The 17045-nt window shown below is 73.3% G+C and carries 14 protein-coding genes; 9 read left to right on the top strand and 5 right to left on the bottom strand.

What is annotated here, in order from left to right:
* The first annotated feature begins 28 nt into the window (after positions 1-28).
* Both MID12_RS21265 and MID12_RS21270 read left to right on the top strand, forming a co-directional pair.
* The gene (locus MID12_RS21265; RefSeq protein ID WP_263169920.1) at positions 29-1477 is read left to right on the top strand and encodes an NAD(P)H-quinone dehydrogenase; all 1449 of its coding nucleotides are present in this window, start codon (positions 29-31) and stop codon (positions 1475-1477) included.
* 224 nt (positions 1478-1701) lie between these two features.
* Positions 1702-2652 carry a DeoR/GlpR family DNA-binding transcription regulator gene (locus MID12_RS21270; RefSeq protein ID WP_078845151.1) on the top strand — a complete coding sequence of 317 codons (951 nt, stop codon included), beginning with the start codon at positions 1702-1704 and terminating at the stop codon, positions 2650-2652.
* A 116-nt stretch (positions 2653-2768) separates the two neighbouring features.
* On the opposite strand, the gene MID12_RS21275 is transcribed toward MID12_RS21270, so the two are convergent.
* Positions 2769-4541, bottom strand: a complete 1773-nt coding sequence (locus tag MID12_RS21275; protein ID WP_040253065.1) for an acetyl/propionyl/methylcrotonyl-CoA carboxylase subunit alpha — start codon at positions 4539-4541, stop codon at positions 2769-2771.
* 426 nt (positions 4542-4967) lie between these two features.
* Between MID12_RS21275 and MID12_RS21280 the strand changes: the two genes are divergently transcribed.
* Positions 4968-5435 carry a hypothetical protein gene (locus MID12_RS21280; protein ID WP_040253066.1) on the top strand — a complete coding sequence of 156 codons (468 nt, stop codon included), beginning with the start codon at positions 4968-4970 and terminating at the stop codon, positions 5433-5435.
* Positions 5436-5566: 131 nt separating this feature from the next.
* Here the strand turns inward: MID12_RS21280 and MID12_RS21285 are convergent, their stop codons facing one another.
* From MID12_RS21285 to MID12_RS21300, 4 genes are all read right to left on the bottom strand, one after another.
* Positions 5567-6190: a nucleoside triphosphate pyrophosphatase gene (locus MID12_RS21285; RefSeq protein ID WP_263169925.1), complete on the bottom strand. Its 624-nt coding sequence runs from the start codon at positions 6188-6190 to the stop codon at positions 5567-5569.
* A gap of 52 nt (positions 6191-6242) precedes the next feature.
* A complete protein-coding gene (gene mmpB, locus MID12_RS21290) occupies positions 6243-6371 on the bottom strand; it encodes a morphogenic membrane protein MmpB (RefSeq protein WP_257786943.1) in 129 nt (42 codons plus the stop codon).
* 144 nt (positions 6372-6515) lie between these two features.
* Positions 6516-6722 (bottom strand): acyl-CoA carboxylase epsilon subunit, encoded by a 207-nt coding sequence (locus MID12_RS21295; RefSeq protein WP_040253068.1) that lies wholly within the window; start codon positions 6720-6722, stop codon positions 6516-6518.
* A 48-nt stretch (positions 6723-6770) separates the two neighbouring features.
* Complete coding sequence (locus tag MID12_RS21300) at positions 6771-8378, bottom strand: acyl-CoA carboxylase subunit beta (RefSeq protein ID WP_263169931.1); 1608 nt, start codon at positions 8376-8378, stop codon at positions 6771-6773.
* Between the two features lie 161 nt (positions 8379-8539).
* On the opposite strand from MID12_RS21300, the gene MID12_RS21305 reads away from it, so the two are divergent.
* The 6 genes from MID12_RS21305 (at position 8540) to MID12_RS21330 (ending at position 16795) form a co-directional block, all read left to right on the top strand.
* Entirely contained in the window at positions 8540-9439 is a 900-nt protein-coding gene (locus tag MID12_RS21305) for a biotin--[acetyl-CoA-carboxylase] ligase (RefSeq protein ID WP_040253070.1), read from the top strand.
* A gap of 192 nt (positions 9440-9631) precedes the next feature.
* Positions 9632-10927, top strand: coding sequence for an adenylate/guanylate cyclase domain-containing protein (locus MID12_RS21310; RefSeq protein ID WP_263169937.1), 1296 nt, complete (start codon positions 9632-9634; stop codon positions 10925-10927).
* 199 nt (positions 10928-11126) lie between these two features.
* On the top strand, positions 11127-11942 hold the full coding sequence (locus MID12_RS21315) for an enoyl-CoA hydratase-related protein (protein ID WP_263169938.1): 816 nt from the start codon (positions 11127-11129) through the stop codon (positions 11940-11942).
* 168 nt (positions 11943-12110) lie between these two features.
* Positions 12111-13256: a GGDEF domain-containing protein gene (locus MID12_RS21320; protein WP_263169940.1), complete on the top strand. Its 1146-nt coding sequence runs from the start codon at positions 12111-12113 to the stop codon at positions 13254-13256.
* 788 nt (positions 13257-14044) lie between these two features.
* A complete protein-coding gene (gene lanKC, locus MID12_RS21325) occupies positions 14045-16651 on the top strand; it encodes a class III lanthionine synthetase LanKC (protein WP_263169943.1) in 2607 nt (868 codons plus the stop codon).
* A gap of 12 nt (positions 16652-16663) precedes the next feature.
* Complete coding sequence (locus MID12_RS21330) at positions 16664-16795, top strand: SapB/AmfS family lanthipeptide (RefSeq protein ID WP_040253074.1); 132 nt, start codon at positions 16664-16666, stop codon at positions 16793-16795.
* Positions 16796-17045: the final 250 nt, after the last annotated feature.

Here is a 17045-nt window from a genome sequence, read left to right on the forward strand (position 1 = left end):
GACGAAGCAATGCCGGGCGTACGGGACAATGGAGTACGTGACTCGGATCGTGATCATTGGCGGCGGACCCGGCGGATACGAGGCGGCACTGGTGGCCGCCCAGCTCGGCGCGGAGGTGACCGTCGTCGACTGCGACGGTCTTGGCGGGGCCTCGGTGCTCACCGACTGCGTACCCTCCAAGACCCTCATCGCGACCGCCGAGGTGATGACCACCTTCGACTCCTCCTACGAGGAGCTGGGCATCATCGTGGCCGACGACACCCCGCACATCGACACCCCCGCCCGGGTGGTCGGCGTGGACCTCGGCAAGGTCAACCGCCGGGTCAAGCGCCTCGCCCTCGCCCAGTCGCACGACATCACCGCCTCGGTCACCCGCGCGGGCGCCCGGGTGATGCGCGGCCGCGGGCGGCTCGACGGGCAGCAGGCGATGGACGGTTCGCGCAAGGTGATCGTGCGCGCCGCCGACGGCAGCGAGGAGATCCTCACCGCCGACGCCGTGCTCATCGCGACCGGCGGCCACCCCCGCGAGCTCCCCGACGCCCAGCCGGACGGCGAGCGCATCCTCAACTGGACCCAGGTCTACGACCTCGACGAGCTGCCCGAGGAGCTCATCGTGGTCGGATCCGGTGTCACCGGCGCCGAGTTCGCCGGTGCCTACCAGGCGCTCGGCTCCCGGGTCACCCTGGTCTCCAGCCGCGACCGGGTGCTGCCCGGCGAGGACCCGGACGCGGCCGCCGTACTGGAGGACGTCTTCCGGCGCCGCGGCATGAACGTCATGGCCCGCTCGCGCGCCGCCTCCGCGAAGCGGGTGGGCGACCGGGTCGAGGTCACCCTCGCGGACGGCCGGGTCATCACCGGCTCGCACTGCCTGATGGCGGTCGGCGCCATCCCCAACAGCGAGGGCATGGGCCTGGAGGAGGCCGGGGTCCGGCTGAAGGACTCCGGGCACATCTGGACCGACCGGGTCTCGCGCACCAGCGCCCCCGGCGTCTACGCGGCCGGCGACGTCACCGGCATCTTCGCGCTCGCCTCGGTGGCGGCCATGCAGGGCCGGATCGCGATGTACCACTTCCTCGGGGACGCGGTGACCCCGCTGAACCTCAAGACGGTCTCCTCGAACGTCTTCACCGACCCCGAGATCGCCACCGTCGGCTACTCGCAGGCCGATGTGGACGGCGGCAAGATCGACGCCCGGGTGGTCAAGCTGCCGCTGCTGCGCAATCCGCGCGCCAAGATGCAGGGCATCCGGGACGGCTTCGTCAAGATCTTCTGCCGCCCCGGCACCGGCATCGTGGTCGGCGGCGTGGTGGTCTCGCCGCGCGCCTCGGAGCTGATCCACCCGATCTCGCTCGCGGTCGACAACAACCTCACGGTCGAGCAGATCGCCAAGGCCTTCACCGTGTACCCCTCCCTCTCCGGCTCGCTCGCCGAGGTCGCCCGCCAGCTGCACACCCGCAAGGAGACCGGCCAGGCCTGAGCGCTGCCGGGTCCTCCCTCCGCCAACTCCCTATTCCGTAAAGGGAGTTGGGTGTTCCGGGCGGCCGATTCCGGTACGCCGGAAAGGCGGCCGGAGGCCACTTGTGCGACGGCTCGGCCATTTCGTGGTCGCATATACCACTTCGCGCGGCACACTGCGGACAACTTCCGTTGTTCACCGCAAACCGCTGAAAGCAGACGGTCGCCCGCGTTACTGTCGGTTTCGTGTTCGCTGCAGAACGTCGCCAATTGATCCTCGAAATGGTGCGGGCGAACGGAGCGGTCTCGCTCCGGGAACTCGCCCGCGTCGTCCAGACCTCCGAAGTGACCGTACGCCGGGACGTACGGGCCCTGGAGGCCGAAGGGCTCCTCGACCGCCGGCACGGCGGCGCGGTGCTCCCCGGAGGCTTCACACGGGAGTCCCCTCTCCCGCAGAAGTCCCACCTCGCCACCGCCGAGAAGACCGCGATCGCCGACGCCGCCGCCTCCCTGGTGGGCGAGGGGGAGGCCATCGTCGTCGGTGCGGGCACCACCACCCAGGAGCTGGCCCGGCGGCTCGCCAGGGTGCCCGGACTCACCGTGGTCACCAACTCGCTGCTCGTCGCCCAGGCCCTGGCGCACGCCAACCGGGTCGAAGTGGTGATGACGGGCGGCACCCTGCGCGGCTCCAACTACGCCCTGGTGGGCAGCGGGGCCGAGCAGTCCCTCCAGGGCCTCCGGGTCTCCCGCGCCTTCCTCTCCGGCAGCGGGCTGACCGCCGAACGCGGCCTGTCCACCTCCAACATGCTCTCCGCGAGCGTGGACCGGGCCCTGGTGCAGGCCGCCGCCGAGGTCGTGGTCCTCGCCGACCACGGCAAGCTGGGCACCGACACCATGTTCCAGACGGTGCCCACCGAGCTGATCACCCGCCTGGTGACCGACGAGCCGCCGGCCCAGGAGGAGCGCGCCGCCACCGCCCTGCAGGCGCTCGCCGACCAGGGGGTGCAGATCACCGTCGCCGGGGAGCGGCCCCCCTCGGGGGGTGAGGGGGAGCGCCCGGCGGGCCGCAAGTCCCGGCCGCAGGTGCCGCTGCCGAGTCCGCGCCGCGGCCAAGTCGGGGGCGGCGGACCGCAGTTGCGCAGCGCCGCGGCACTGGAGCAGCCCGGCGCCCGGGTCGCCGATCTGCGCAGGCGCTGAGGCGGGGCGGGAAGCGGAAAGCACGAGGCAGGGAGCAGGAGGCAGGGAGCAGGATGCGGGAAGCCCCGCCGGACGGTGGTCCGGCGGGGCTTCCCGGCTGAACTGGCGCCAGGGGCTCAGTCCTTGATCTCGCAGATGGCCGCGCCCGAGGTGATCGAGGCGCCGACCTCGGCCGCGAGGCCCTTGACGGTGCCGGAGCGGTGCGCGTTGAGCGGCTGCTCCATCTTCATCGCCTCCAGGACCACGATGAGGTCGCCCTCCTTGACCTCCTGGCCCTCCTCGACCGCGATCTTCACGATCGTGCCCTGCATCGGGGAGGCGAGGGTGTCGCCGGAGGCGGCCGGGCCGGACTTCTTGGTGGCGCGGCGCTTGGGCTTGGCGCCCTGGGCGAGCCCGGTACGGGCCAGCGACATGCCGAGCGAGGAGGGCAGCGAGACCTCCAGGCGCTTGCCGCCGACCTCGACCACGACGGTCTCGCGGCCCGGCTCCTCGTCGCCCTCGCCCTCACCGGCGGGCTGGAAGGGCGCGATGTCGTTGACGAACTCGGTCTCGATCCAGCGCGTGAAGGTCGTGAACGGGTCCTTGGAGCCGGTGAGTTCGGGCGCGAAGGCCGGGTCCCTGACCACCTTGCGGTGGAAGGGCAGCGCGGTGGCCATGCCCTCGACCTGGAACTCGTCCAGGGCGCGGGCGGCCCGCTGGAGCGCCTGCTCGCGGGTGGCACCGGTGACGACCAGCTTGGCGAGCAGCGAGTCCCAGGCGGGGCCGATGACGCTGCCGGCCTCGACACCGGCGTCCAGGCGGACGCCGGGGCCCGAGGGGGCGTTGAAGGTGGTGACGGCGCCGGGGGCGGGGAGGAAGCCCCGGCCCGGGTCCTCGCCGTTGATGCGGAACTCGATGGAGTGGCCGCGCACCGCCGGGTCGGTGTAGCCCAGTTCCTCGCCGTCGGCGATCCGGAACATCTCGCGGACCAGGTCGATGCCGGTGACCTCCTCGGTCACCGGGTGCTCCACCTGGAGGCGGGTGTTGACCTCCAGGAAGGAGATCGTGCCGTCCGCGCCGACCAGGAACTCGACGGTGCCGGCGCCCTCGTAGCCCGCCTCCTTGAGGATGGCCTTGGAGGCGGCGTAGAGCTGGTTGTTCTGCGCCTCGCTGAGGAAGGGCGCGGGGGCCTCCTCGACCAGCTTCTGGTGGCGGCGCTGCAGCGAGCAGTCGCGGGTGGAGACCACCACGACGTTGCCGTGCTTGTCGGCGAGGCACTGGGTCTCGACGTGGCGCGGCTTGTCGAGGTAGCGCTCGACGAAGCACTCGCCGCGGCCGAAGGCGGCGACCGCCTCGCGCACCGCGGAGTCGTACAGCTCCGGGACCTCCTCCAGAGTGCGGGCGACCTTCAGGCCGCGACCGCCGCCGCCGAAGGCCGCCTTGATGGCGATCGGCAGGCCGTGCTCCTTGGCGAAGGCGACGACCTCGTCGGAGCCCTCGACCGGGTCGGGGGTTCCGGCGACCAGCGGGGCCCCTGCCCGCTGGGCGATGTGACGGGCCGCCACCTTGTCGCCGAGGTCCTTGATGGCCTGCGGGGGCGGACCGATCCAGATGAGTCCGGCGTCGAGCACGGCCTGGGCGAAGTCGGCGTTCTCCGAAAGGAACCCGTAGCCGGGATGCACCGCATCCGCGCCCGAGTCCGCGGCGGCCGCCAGCACCTTCGCAATGTCGAGGTAGCTGCTCGCCGGAGTGTCACCGCCCAGGGCGAACGCCTCGTCCGCCGCGCGGACATGCAGGGCGTCCCGGTCCGGCTCGGCGTAGACGGCCACACTCGAGATACCCGCATCCCGGCATGCCCGGGCAACGCGGACTGCGATTTCGCCACGGTTGGCGATGAGCACCTTGCGCACGATGGCTCCCTCCTTGAAACAAGCTGAGTTTAGGGACAGCCGACACGGCCTTACGACCCGTCCCCAGTGGTGAGCTTGCCCACACGGAGCGTGATTCGAGGCCCGCTCTTTTGGTGAAACCCCTTGTCGTGCCGCCGTAGACAGGTTTCCTCACCCGCACCCTAGCCCTCGGGTGTGGTCAAGGTCTCTGTGAATTCGTGCCGCGCCCTGCGGGGTTTCTTTGTGGAGTCCCTACGAATGGCCCAGTCATTCTTTGCCTTTGCCCGACCCCTTGTCCCAAGGTTTACCCGTTAGTAGCGTTCGCGGTGTTCGAACGTAGTGGTACGCAGGCCGGAAGAGTCCGTGGTCCACCGGCCCACCCGGGGCCGTCTGCCGGGCAACGGGCGGGCCCTTCAGGGGCGGTAAGTCGAAAGCGGGTGGGGTGCGGTGGTGCGCAGACCGGTGGCACTGGTGGGTGCGGTCGTCCTGGTGGGGGAGGCGATCGGGATCGGGCTCCTCAACTGGTTCCTCGGCCTCGTCGTCGACCGGCAGGACATGTCGATGGGCGGGCTCGACCCGGACGCGATGTCGATCGGCACCTGGATCGGCGGCGGGGTCTTCGGCCTCTACCTGCTGCTGTGCGCGCTGGTCATGCTCCTGGTCGGCATCCGCAACCGGCCCGCCGTCGGCATCGGCCGGATCCTCCTCATCAGCGCGGCAGTTGTGCACGCGCTGCTCGGCGCCTTCACCGTCGGCCTGGTCGGCTGGCTCGCCTTCGTCTTCATGATGGTGGTCTTCGGCCTGATCGTGCTGACCCTGGTCGCGGACGCCAGGACCGCCGACGCCGTCGACAAGGGCGAGGGCCCCGCGGAGAGCGGGACCGGAACCGAGGGCGGCGCCCCGCAGCCCGCCTGAGCGCCCGCGTAAGCGCCCCCACGCGCCGTGCGAAGGCCGGCCGCCCGTCTCCGGGTGGCCGGCCTTCGGTCTGCGTACGGGCGTACGGGCGCGCGGGAGTACGGGCGTGCGGCGGAGGGCCGGAGTCCGGCTCAGCCCCGCGCCCCGGCCGCCCACAAGTCGGTGATGCCCACGCCGAGTTCGGCGAGCAGCTTGCGGAGCAGCGGCAGCGAGAGGCCGAGGACGTTGCCGTGGTCGCCGTCGATGCCGTCGATGAAGGGCCCGGAGAGCCCGTCCAGGGTGAACGCGCCCGCCACGTACAGGGGTTCGCCCGAGGCCACGTACGCGGCGATCTCCGCGTCGCTCGGGCTGCCGAAGCGGACCACGGTGGAGGCGGTGGCCGCGAGGTGCCGTCCGGAGGCGGTGTCGTAGACGCAGTGGCCGGTCTGCAGGGTGCCCGCGCGCCCGCGCATCGCCTGCCAGCGGGCCCTCGCCTCGGCGGCGTCGGCGGGCTTGCCGAGCGCCTCGCCGTCCAGGTCGAGGACCGAGTCGCAGCCGATCACCAGGGCGCCGGAGGAGACCACCTCGGGGCGGGCGGCGACCACCGAGGCCTTCGCCTCGGCCAGGGCGAGCGCCAGTTCGGCGGGGGTCGGCGCGCTCACCGCGTCCTCGTCCACCCCGCTGACGATCACTTCGGGGGCCAGTCCCGCCTGCCGCAGCAGTCCGAGCCGGGCCGGGGACTGGGAGGCGAGCACGAGGCGGCGCTGATCACTCATGGGCTCAGCGTAGACGAGCGGCCGGGGCCCCTCGCCGCCGTCCCGGCGGACCTCAGCGCACTCCGAGGATCAGCAGCGCCAGGATCACGGCGACGGCGATCAGCACGGAGGCCCGCCGCAGCATGGACTGCATCTCGCGCAGCTCCTGCGGGGGCTCGTTCTTCGGGTCGGACCACAGCATGCGGACCATCCTGGCGCCCGCACCGACGAGGGGCCTGAGTACGCGTACTCAACCCCCGCCGGGCGCCTCGGAGGTGCCCCGCCGGACACGGCAGCGGGCGCCGCCGCACTCCTCGTGCGACGGCGCCCGCAGCGGATCGGCGTCCTAGGCCGGCCAGTACGTACGCCCCCAGGACTTCGGGCCCGGAGCCGGCACCCGGCTGGCGGCGAGCCGCGCCGGGTCCGCCCAGGCCTCGGGCACCGCGGGGCCGCCGTCCGGCGCGGCGTCGGCCGCGGCGGCGCGGGCGCGGACCACCGCGAGCGCGGCGGCCAGTTCCTCGGGGGTCGGGTTGCCCCGTACGACCTTGATCATGTCCGCTCCTCCTGAAGGGTTCGGGGGATTGGGGTTCGGGGGCCGGGACTACAGCGGGATGTTGCCGTGCTTCTTCGGGGGCAGGGACTCGCGCTTGCTGCGCAGCTGGCGCAGCCCGCGGACCAGGTGGCTGCGGGTGTCCGAGGGCATGATCACCGCGTCGATGTAACCGCGTTCGGCCGCCGTGTACGGGTTGAGCAGCCGGTCCTCGTACTCCTGGATCAGCTCGCTGCGCAGGCCCTCGCGCTCGCTGTCGGGGGCGGCGGCCAGGGTGCGGCGGTGCAGGATGTTGACGGCGCCCTGGGCGCCCATCACGGCGATCTGGGCGGTGGGCCAGGCGAGGTTGAGGTCCGCGCCCAGGTGCTTGGAGCCCATCACGTCGTAGGCGCCGCCGAAGGCCTTGCGGGTGATGACGGTGATCAGCGGGACGGTGGCCTCGGCGTAGGCGTAGATCAGCTTGGCGCCGCGGCGGATGATGCCGGTGTGCTCCTGCTCGACGCCCGGCAGGAAGCCGGGCACGTCCACGAAGGTGAGCACCGGCACGTTGAAGGCGTCGCAGGTCCGCACGAAGCGGGCGGCCTTCTCGGAGGCGTCGATGTCCAGGCAGCCCGCGAACTGCATCGGCTGGTTGGCGACGATGCCGACCGGGTGCCCCTCCACCCGGCCGAAGCCGGTGACGATGTTCGGCGCGAAGAGCGACTGGGTCTCGAAGAACTCCCCGTCGTCCAGGACGTGTTCGACCACCGAGACGATGTTGTACGGCTGGTTCGCGCTGTCCGGGATGATCGAGTCCAGCTCGCGGTCCTCGTCGTTCGCCGCGAGATCGGCCTCCTCGGGGAAGGCCGGCGGGTCGCTGAGGTTGTTCGACGGCAGGTAGGACAGCAGCGTCTTGATGTACTCGATGGCGTCCTTCTCGTCGCCCGCCATGTGGTGCGCTACGCCGGAGGCCGCGTTGTGGGTACGGGCGCCGCCCAGCTCCTCGAAGCCGACGTCCTCGCCGGTGACCGTCTTGATGACGTCGGGACCGGTGATGAACATGTGCGAGGTCTGGTCGACCATCACCGTGAAGTCGGTGATCGCGGGGGAGTACACCGCGCCGCCCGCACAGGGCCCGACGACCAGGCTGATCTGCGGGATCACCCCGGAGGCATGGGTGTTGCGGCGGAAGATCTCGCCGTAGAGGCCGAGCGCGCTCACGCCCTCCTGGATACGGGCGCCGCCGGAGTCGTTGATGCCGATGACCGGGCAGCCGGTCTTCAGCGCGAAGTCCATCACCTTGACGATCTTCTGCCCGAAGACCTCGCCGAGCGCGCCGCCGAAGACGGTGAAGTCCTGCGAGAAGACCGCGACCGGGCGGCCGTCGACGGTGCCGTAGCCGGTGACCACGCCGTCCCCGTACGGGCGGTTCTTCTCCAGGCCGAAGTTGGTCGAGCGGTGCTGCGCGAACTCGTCCAGCTCGACGAAGGACTCGTCGTCCAGGAGCAGCTCGATGCGCTCGCGCGCGGTCAGCTTGCCCTTGGCGTGCTGCTTCTCCACCGCGCGCGCCGAACCGGCGTGCGTCGCCTCCTCGATGCGCCGCTGCAGGTCGGCGAGCTTGCCAGCGGTCGTGTGGATGTCCGGCGCGGGGGTTTCCTGCGGCTGTTGCGGCTCTGACATCGGGCTGCGGCTCCCTGCCTGCTCAAATGGGGACGGGTCGGGGGGACGGTTCGGGGACGGAGATCGGGGACCGTCCGACTGGCCTACGGTTACTGCGTCGTAGCGTATCGGCGTGCATACGGTTCAGCAGTGCGGCGTTGACCACACCTACGCTGGCTTGCATGACGTCTGAAGATGCCCGAGGCGAACCGGGCGGCCGCTGGTCCGATCTCGACCGCCCGCCGCTGGACGCCGCGTCGCTGCGCCGCGCCCTGGTCCGCCCCGGATCCCTGTGGACCTCCCTGGAGGTCGTGCCCAGCACCGGTTCCACCAATACCGATCTGACGGCCGCCGCCGACGCCCTGGACGAGGGCACCGTGCTGGTCGCCGAGGAGCAGAACGCCGGGCGCGGACGGCTGGAGCGGCGCTGGAACGCCCCGGCCCGCAGCGGCCTGTTCTTCTCGGTCCTGGTGCGCCCCGGTGACGCGAGGGAGGGCGCGGAGCCCGTCCCCGTCGAACGCTGGGGCTGGCTGCCGCTGCTCGCCGGGGTGGCCACCGCGACCGCGCTCTCCCGTACCGCGGGCGTGGACACCGCACTCAAGTGGCCCAACGACCTCCTGGTCACCGTCGGCGCCGAGGAGCGCAAGACCGGCGGCATCCTCGCCGAACGCGCGGGCACCGGCGCCGTGGTCGTCGGCATCGGCCTCAACGTCAGCCTGCGCACCGACGAACTCCCGGTCCCCGGCGCCGGCTCCCTCGCCCTCGCGGGCGCCGCGAGCACCGACCGGGACCCCATCCTGCGCGCGATCCTGCGCAGCTTCGCCCAGTGGTACGGGGACTGGCGCGAGGCGGGCGGCGACCCCGGGCTCTCCGGGCTCCAGGAGACCTACGCCGCGGGCTGCGCCACCCTCGGCCGCCGGGTGCGGGCCGAACTCCCGGGCGGCGGGCAGATCATCGGCGAGGCGGTGGCCGTGGACGGCGACGGGCGCCTGGTGCTCGCCACCCAGGACGGCATCCAGGAGCCGGTGGGCGCCGGGGACATCGTGCATCTGAAGGCGGCGGGGCCCGCTCCGCGCGAGTGAGACAGCGCACATCTGCCGTACTGTGTCGGCACGCGGGACCGCGTGGCCGAGGACGTCCGCGCTGACGGTCCGCCGGGGTGGTGAGGTACACCGCCCGGCGGTACCGGGCTCCGGGCGGCTCTCGTGAGCTGGATCTCATAAACTGGGGTTCCAGTTGTACACTGACCGCGGCAGATCGGAAGGGCAGCAGGCGTGAGCGTCGACGACACGGGCTCCGGCGCGGCACCCGGGCCCGGCCGCTCGCAGCGAGAGGCCGGGGAGGGGCAGCCGGGCATCCGGCAGGAGTCCGGCTGGCGCGAGCGGGCGACCGGCGACGCCGGGCTCCCGCTCTCCGCGGAACCCTTCGACGAGGCGTATCCCGCCGAGGACGCGGACGGCGCGGACCGCTCCGGGGCCGCGGGCCCGCAGGGGGAGGGCGCGGACGGCGAGTCCGAGGAGGCCAGCGAGAACCCGCTGGCGCTGCGCATCGAAGGCCTCATCCTCGGCGCCGAGCGCCGCTACACCCCCTTCCAGGCGGCCCGTACCGCCGGGGTCTCCATGGAGCTGGCCTCGCGGTTCTGGCGGGCCATGGGCTTCGCCGACATCGGCCAGGCCAAGGCGCTCACCGAGGCGGACGTCCTCGCCCTGCGGCGGCTCGCCGGCCTGGTCGAGGCGGGGCTGCTCAGCGAGGCGATGGCGGTGCAGGTCGCCCGCTCCACCGGGCAGACCACCGCGCGCCTCGCGGAGTGGCAGATCGACTCCTTCCTGGAGGGCCTGACCGAGCCGCCCGAGCCCGGCATGACCCGCACCGAGGTCACCTACCCCCTGGTCGAACTGCTCCTCCCGGAGCTGGAGGAGTTCCTCGTCTACGTCTGGCGGCGCCAGCTGGCCGCCGCCACCGGCCGGGTCGTCCAGGCCGGGGACGACGAGGAGATGGTCGACCGCAGGCTCGCCGTCGGCTTCGCCGACCTGGTGGGCTTCACCCGGCTGACCCGGCGCATGGAGGAGGAGGAACTCGGCGAACTCGTCGAGGCCTTCGAGACCACCGCCGCCGACCTGGTCGCCGCCCGCGGCGGACGCCTCATCAAGACCCTCGGCGACGAGGTCCTCTACGCCGCCGACGACGCGGGTACGGCCGCCGAGATCGCCCTGCTGCTCATCGAGACCATGGCGCACGACGAGACGATGCCTGCGCTACGGGTCGGCATCGCCTTCGGCACCGTCACGACCCGCATGGGCGATGTCTTCGGCACCACCGTGAACCTCGCCAGCCGCCTCACCTCCATCGCCCCCCGGGACGCGGTCCTGGTCGACGGCGCCTTCGCCCAGGAGCTGACCCGGACCTCGCTGGCCCCGGCCTCCGAGGCCGAGGCCGCCGAGGAGGCCGCCGCCGCGGAGAAGGAGGGCGAGGAGCCGCCCGACTACCGCTTCGCCCTCCAGCCGATGTGGCAGCGCCCGGTCCGCGGCCTCGGCGTGGTCGAGCCCTGGCTGCTCACCCGGCGGGGCTGAGGCGCGCGGCCCGGGCGGGTGGCGCGGGACGGGCGCTGCTGGGTCGGCCGGTGCTCGGGCGGGCGCGCGAGGTGCGGCGGGGCGCGAGTGCGGGTGTCGCGCGCCGGGGACCGGGAGTCCCCCGCTGAGGCCTTTTGCCGGGCACCGGAAAGCTGACATGATCCCCGGGTAACGATCGTTAACGTCAGCGGAGGGCGTCGTGGCGCAGGGTGTGGTGGAGCAGCGGTACGGGGATTTCGTGGCGGTCCGGAGGCACGAGGCGCATCCCTACGTCGCCGAACTGGCGCTGGACCGGCCGAAGGCGATGAACGCCGTCTCCAGCGCGATGGCGGCCTCGCTCGCCGAGGCCTGCGAGGCGCTGGCGGCGGACCGGGACGCCCGCGTCGTGGTGGTCACCTCCACCCATGAGCGCGCCTTCTGCGTCGGCGCCGACCTCAAGGAGCGCAACTCCCTCACCGACGCCGAGCTGGTCCGCCAGCGCCCGCTGGCCCGCCGCGCCTACACCGGCGTCCTCGAACTGCCCCAGCCGACCCTGGCCGCCGTGCACGGCTTCGCCCTCGGCGGGGGGTACGAGATCGCGCTCGCCTGCGATCTGATCGTGGCCGACACCACGGCCCTGGTCGGGCTGCCCGAGGTCTCGGTCGGCGTCATACCGGGCGGCGGCGGCACCCAGCTGCTGCCGCGCCGGGTGGGCTCGGCGCGCGCCGCGGAGCTGGTCTTCTCCGCGCGCAAGGTGCCCGCGGCCGAGGCCCGCGAGATCGGCATGGTCGACTTCCTCGTCGAGGAGGGCGCCGACCGCGCCGAGGCCCTGGCCATGGGCGCCCGGATGGCGGCGAACTCCCCGGTCGGCCTGCGCAACGCCAAGCGCGCCCTGCGCCTGGGCAACGGCCTCGACCTGCCCAGCGGCCTGGAGATCGAGGACGCCGCCTGGCGGGCCACCGCCTTCTCGGGCGACCGCGCGGAAGGAGTCGCCGCCTTCAACGAGAAGCGCTCGCCGAACTGGCCGGGGGAGTAGCAGGAACCCGGGCTGTGTCCGGACACGGCCCGGCGCCCTGGCTCCCGGAGCTCTGGCCCGGGGTCTGCGCCCCCGCGTCCCCCTCCCGGGAGGACGGCGGCCAGGCGCCGTTCCCCCGCTTCGCCGCCTGATCGCCCCTCTCCGGGCAAACCTCCCTAATCTGGAGCAATGGCGGAGGAAGTGCGGCTCCGGGCCGTGGTGTCACTGGCGCAGGGGATGGCGGCGGCGCGGTCGTCCCGTGAGTCCTGGAAGGCGGCGGCGATCGGGGCCTGCCGGGGCCTGGACGGCAGCTTCGCCGCGCTCTCCGTCTGGGAGCGGGAGCTGGGTAGGCTGCGGGTCCTGGTGAACGTCGGCGAGCGGGCCGAGGGCGAGGAGGAGTTCCCGGCGGCCGAGGCCTATCCGGTGCACCAGTTCCCGGAGATCACCGAGTTCCTGCACGAGCGGTGGATCGGCGGCGGCGAACCGAACGCCTGGGTGGAGACGGCCCAGGGCCCCGCCGAGGCGGAGGCGGGGTACTGCCACCAGCGGGTCGCCGCCCTGCGCAGGCGCGGGCGCGGCTGCTGCGTGGTCGCACCCGTGGTGCTGCGCGGCCGGGCCTGGGGCGAGCTGTATGTGGCGCGACCGTACGGGCAGCCCGTCTTCGGCCAGGGGGACGCCGACTTCGCCACCGTGCTCGCGGCCGTCGTCGCGGCGGGCATCGCCCAGACCGAGCGCCTGGAGGAGGCCCACCGGCTCGCCTACACCGACGCCCTCACCGGGCTCGCCAACCGCCGCGCCGTCGATGTCCGGCTCGACGAGGCCATCGAGGAGCATCGCACCGGGGAGGCCGTGGTCAGCCTCGTCGTCTGCGACCTCAACGGCCTCAAGAAGGTCAACGACACCCAGGGCCACGCCACCGGCGACCGCCTCCTCGAACGCTTCGGCTCCCTGCTCTCCCTCTGCGGCGCGATGCTGCCGGGCGCCCTCGCGGCCCGCCTCGGCGGGGACGAGTTCTGCCTGCTCTCGGTGGGCCCCTCGACCGAGGAGGTGGTCCGCGTCGCGGGCGAGCTGTGCCGCCGGGCCACGGATCTCGGCGTCGGCGACGGCGTGGCCTGCGGGGTGGCCTCCACCGGCGACCCCATCGGCCCGGTGCGCTCGGCCCGCCGCCTCTTCCGCCTCGCGGACGCCGCCCAGTACCGCGCCAAGGCCGCGGGCTCCGACAAGCCGGTGGTCGCCGGCCGCGAGGGCCCCGACGACGAGGTCATCCGCCTCGCCGACGCCCCGGCCCCACCGGAGGGCGAGCGCAGAAGGATCCGGGGGCGGCGACCGGCCTGAGGCGGAGGGCGAGGGGGGCGAGGGGCGCGCCGCAGAGGGCTCACTCCGGGGGCGGGCGGTCGTGCCTCTGAGGCGTTGACCGCTTGGCGCTCGCCGAGGCAGGCGGCCCGGGACCATCAGCCCCGCCCCAGCCGCCCCCCGCTCGCGCCCAGCCACCCCCACCCGACTCGCCCCGCCCCCGCGCGCCCCCCTCAACCGCCCCTCTCACAACCGCGCGCCCCCTGGTCCCGCCCAGCTCGTGCACGTACCCCGTACGTGGCTCCGGTCGCCCCCGGCTGGCGTACCGCGCCCGGCGGCCGGATCGCGCACGTCCCCTCCCCGCACCCCTTCTGACGTGCCCGGCTGACGAGTGACCGGACCCTCGCAGGCGCGTCCCGCAGGGCCGACCGGCAGCGAGTTGCTGATCAAACGACATTCACACTGTGTGCATTTCGCATAGGCAGCTGGTGACGATCGTGACTAGGCGCCCCCTGCCCCGCGTGGAACTGTCATCCCGTCGCCGAGCAGGCGCTGACCGACACCGAACAGGCCCCGAGCGCAAGCCGGTTGGCGGCCGACCCGGTACCCGGCAGCCCGGCCCGGCACCGAAAACCCGGCCCGCGAGCCCTGCCCGCGAGTCACGACCGAGAACCCGGCACGAGACCGAACGCCCAACCCGGAACCCAGGGTCCGAACGCCCAACCCGGGCCCCAGGATCCGACAGCCCAGCCCAGCCCAGCTCAACCCAGCCCAGCCCAGCCCGGAACCCAGAGTCCGAACACCCGGCCCGAAACCGACAGGGGGTGCGCATGAACCCGGAGTACGCCGTGTACTGCGATGCCGACCGCTACTTCTACGACGCGCCCCGCCGGGTCTCGTCGGCGGCGGACGCCCGTACCGTGCACTTCCCGACCGTGCGGGGACCGCTGCCGGAGGGCTGGGAGCGGCATCTGCGGGGGGACTGGGCGGCGTTCACGCCGGTCGGGGCGCGGCTGCCCGCGCAGGGTTGGAAGATCCATGTCTCGGCGGGGCTGGACAACGCCGCCTCGGTGCTCGACCGGGTGGCGGGCCACTGCTTCGCCGCGGGGGTGCCCTTCAAGTGCCTGCCCAGCCCGTATCTGCTGCACATGCGCAGCGCCAAGTACGCGGACCGGGCCGGGAGCGGGAAGTTCCTCACCGTCTACCCCGCCGACGAGAAGCAGTGCGAGGAACTCGCCGGTGCACTGGACGCGTTGCTGGCGGGTGAGCACGGCCCGTATGTGCTCAGCGATCTGCGCTGGGGCGCCGGTCCCGTGTATCTGCGCTACGGCGCCTTCGCGCAGCGCTACTGCTACGGCGAGGACGGCGCGCTCTGCCCGGCGGTCGAGGACCCGGAGGGCCGGCTCGTCCCCGACCTGCGCGGACCCGCCTTCCGTACCCCGGACTGGGTGGAGCCGCCCGATTTCCTGCGCCCCCATCTGGAGGCGCGGGCCGCGCTCGCCGTCACCGACCTGCCGTACGCCATCGAGGGCGCGCTGCACTTCTCCAACGGCGGCGGCGTCTACCTGGGCCGGGACAAGCGGACCGACGCCCGGGTGGTCCTCAAGGAGGCCCGGCCGTACGCCGGTCTGGCCGCGGACGGCGCGGACGCGGTGGCCCGCCTGGAGCGCGAGTACGAGGTGCTGCGGCAGCTCGCGGGGCTGCCCTCGGTGCCCGAGGCGCACGAACTGCTGAGCGTGGGCGAGCACCGCTTCCTGGTGATGGAGTACGTGGCGGGCACCACCCTCAACACCGTCTTCGCCCGCCGTTTCCCGCTGGCCGCCAGCGAGCCCGGGCCCGAGGCGCTGGCCGAGCACGCCGCGTGGGCGCTGCGGATGCACGGCCTGGTCGAGGAGGCGGTGGCCGCCGTGCACGCCCGGGGCCTGGTCTTCAGCGATCTGCACATGAGCAATGTGATGGTCGCCGAGGACGAGTCCGCGGTCTTCCTCCTCGACTTCGAGGCCGCGGCCCCGGCCGCCGAGAACCGCCGCCAGGTGGTCGCCAACCCCGCCTTCGTCGCCCCCGCCGACCGGCGCGGCACCGACATCGACCGCTACGCCCTCGCCTGCCTGCGCCTGGCCCTCTTCCTCCCGCTCACCACCCTGCTCCCGCTGGACCGGGCCAAGGCCGCGCACCTCGCCGACCTCATCGCCGCCCGCTACCCCGTGGACCGGAGCCTGCTCGACGAGGCCGTCCGCGAGATAGGCCGCGGGGACAGCCGCGCCACCGCGGTGCGCTCGGCGCCGTACCTCCCGGCCGAGCCGACCGACTGGCCCGCCGCCCGCGACTCGATGGTGCGCGCCCTGCTCGCCTCGGCGACCTTCGACCGCGAGGACCGCTGCTTCCCCGGGGACATCGCCCAGTTCGCCTCACCCTGCGGCGGGCAGTCCCTCGGCTACGGCGCGGCCGGGGTGCTGCACGCCCTCGACTCGGTGGGCACCCGATGTCCGGACGCCGAGGAGTGGCTGCTGCTGCGCAGCAAGCGCCCCGCCTCCGGCACCCCGCTCGGCCTCTACGACGGGCTCACCGGCACCGCCTGGACGCTGTGGGGGCTCGGCCACCGCGAACACGCCCTGGAACTCGCCCACTTGGCCGCCGAACAGGCCCTGGAGCCGCTCGCCCCCGATCTGCACTCGGGCCTCGCCGGGATCGGCCTCGCCCTCGGCGACCTCGCCGAGCAGTCCGGGGACGGCACCCTGCGCGAGGCCTCGCTGCGCTGCACCGAACTCGCCCTGCGCACCCTCGCCGCCCCGCCCCGCAAGGGCGGCCGCGCCGGACTCCTGCACGGCGCCGCCGGAACCGCGCTGCTCTGCCTGCGCACCTACGAACGCACCGGTGACCCCGTGCTCCTGGAGGCCGCCGCGGTGGCGCTCCGCCGGGACCTGGCGCGCTGCCGGACCGACTCCCGCGGCGCCCTGCTCGTCGACGAGGGACGGCGCACGATGCCGTACCTGGGCGCGGGCAGCACCGGCATCGGCATGGTGCTCGACGCCTATCTGGAGCACCGCGAGGACGAGGAGTTCGCCGGACAGCGCCCCGCCGTGCTGCAGGCCGCGCTCTCCTCCTTCTACGTGCAGCCCGGGCTCTTCCGCGGGGTCGCCGGCCTGCTGCTGCACCTCGCGCAGACCAGTACCGAGGTGCCGGACCGGCCGGAGGTCCTGCACCGGCAGGCCGCCCTGCTCGGCTGGCACGCGGTCCCGTACCAGGGCGAACTCGCCTTCCCCGGCGAGCAGTTGTCGCGGCTCTCGATGGACCTCTCCACCGGAACCGCGGGCGTACTGCTCGCACTCGGCAGCGCGCTGGGCGGTACCGCCGCGCACCTGCCGTTCCTGCCGCCCACCGCGGCCCACAAGCCGGTCCTGTCCCAGGACCGAAACGTAGGAACTCCCTGTCCCTGAAAGGAAAAAACCATGTCGCTTCTCGACCTCCAGACGATGGACACCCCGCAGGAAGAGGCCTTCGGTGACCTCGCCACCGGCAGCCAGGTGAGCCTGCTCGTCTGTGAGTACAGCTCGCTCAGCGTTGTCCTGTGCTCCCCGTGATGCCAGGCCTCGTAGCCTGACCCCTCGGCGCCCGTGCGCAGCGCGCCGTGCTCAGAGGTGGTCCTGGTCCCGGGCGGCATCGCCGCCCGGGACCGTTCACCTGCCCGCGGTCCGTACGCGGGCCGCCCCGGCGCCGTACGAGCGGCCCCGGGAGGGAGAGAGGAGACCCGGTGGACCAGGCCGCAGCCGCCCCGGCGGACGGTCAGCCCGCAGCCCCGGCGGAGGAGCCGCCCGCGGTGTCCCCGGCGGA

Source organism: Streptomyces sp. SCSIO ZS0520, from assembly GCF_025643355.1.
GTDB classification, from domain to species: Bacteria; Actinomycetota; Actinomycetes; order Streptomycetales; family Streptomycetaceae; genus Streptomyces; species Streptomyces physcomitrii.

Excerpts from the sequence above, each read along its gene's own strand:
- MID12_RS21265 (WP_263169920.1), top strand. The coding sequence starts at position 29 with ATGGAGTACGTGACTCGGATCGTGATCATTGGCGGCGGACCCGGCGGA.
- MID12_RS21285 (WP_263169925.1), bottom strand. The coding sequence starts at position 6,190 with ATGAGTGATCAGCGCCGCCTCGTGCTCGCCTCCCAGTCCCCGGCCCGG.
- mmpB (WP_257786943.1), bottom strand. The coding sequence starts at position 6,371 with ATGCTGTGGTCCGACCCGAAGAACGAGCCCCCGCAGGAGCTGCGCGAG.
- MID12_RS21295 (WP_040253068.1), bottom strand. The coding sequence starts at position 6,722 with ATGATCAAGGTCGTACGGGGCAACCCGACCCCCGAGGAACTGGCCGCC.
- MID12_RS21300 (WP_263169931.1), bottom strand. The coding sequence starts at position 8,378 with ATGTCAGAGCCGCAACAGCCGCAGGAAACCCCCGCGCCGGACATCCAC.
- MID12_RS21305 (WP_040253070.1), top strand. The coding sequence starts at position 8,540 with ATGACGTCTGAAGATGCCCGAGGCGAACCGGGCGGCCGCTGGTCCGAT.
- MID12_RS21320 (WP_263169940.1), top strand. The coding sequence starts at position 12,111 with ATGGCGGAGGAAGTGCGGCTCCGGGCCGTGGTGTCACTGGCGCAGGGG.
- lanKC (WP_263169943.1), top strand. The coding sequence starts at position 14,045 with ATGAACCCGGAGTACGCCGTGTACTGCGATGCCGACCGCTACTTCTAC.
- MID12_RS21330 (WP_040253074.1), top strand. The coding sequence starts at position 16,664 with ATGTCGCTTCTCGACCTCCAGACGATGGACACCCCGCAGGAAGAGGCC.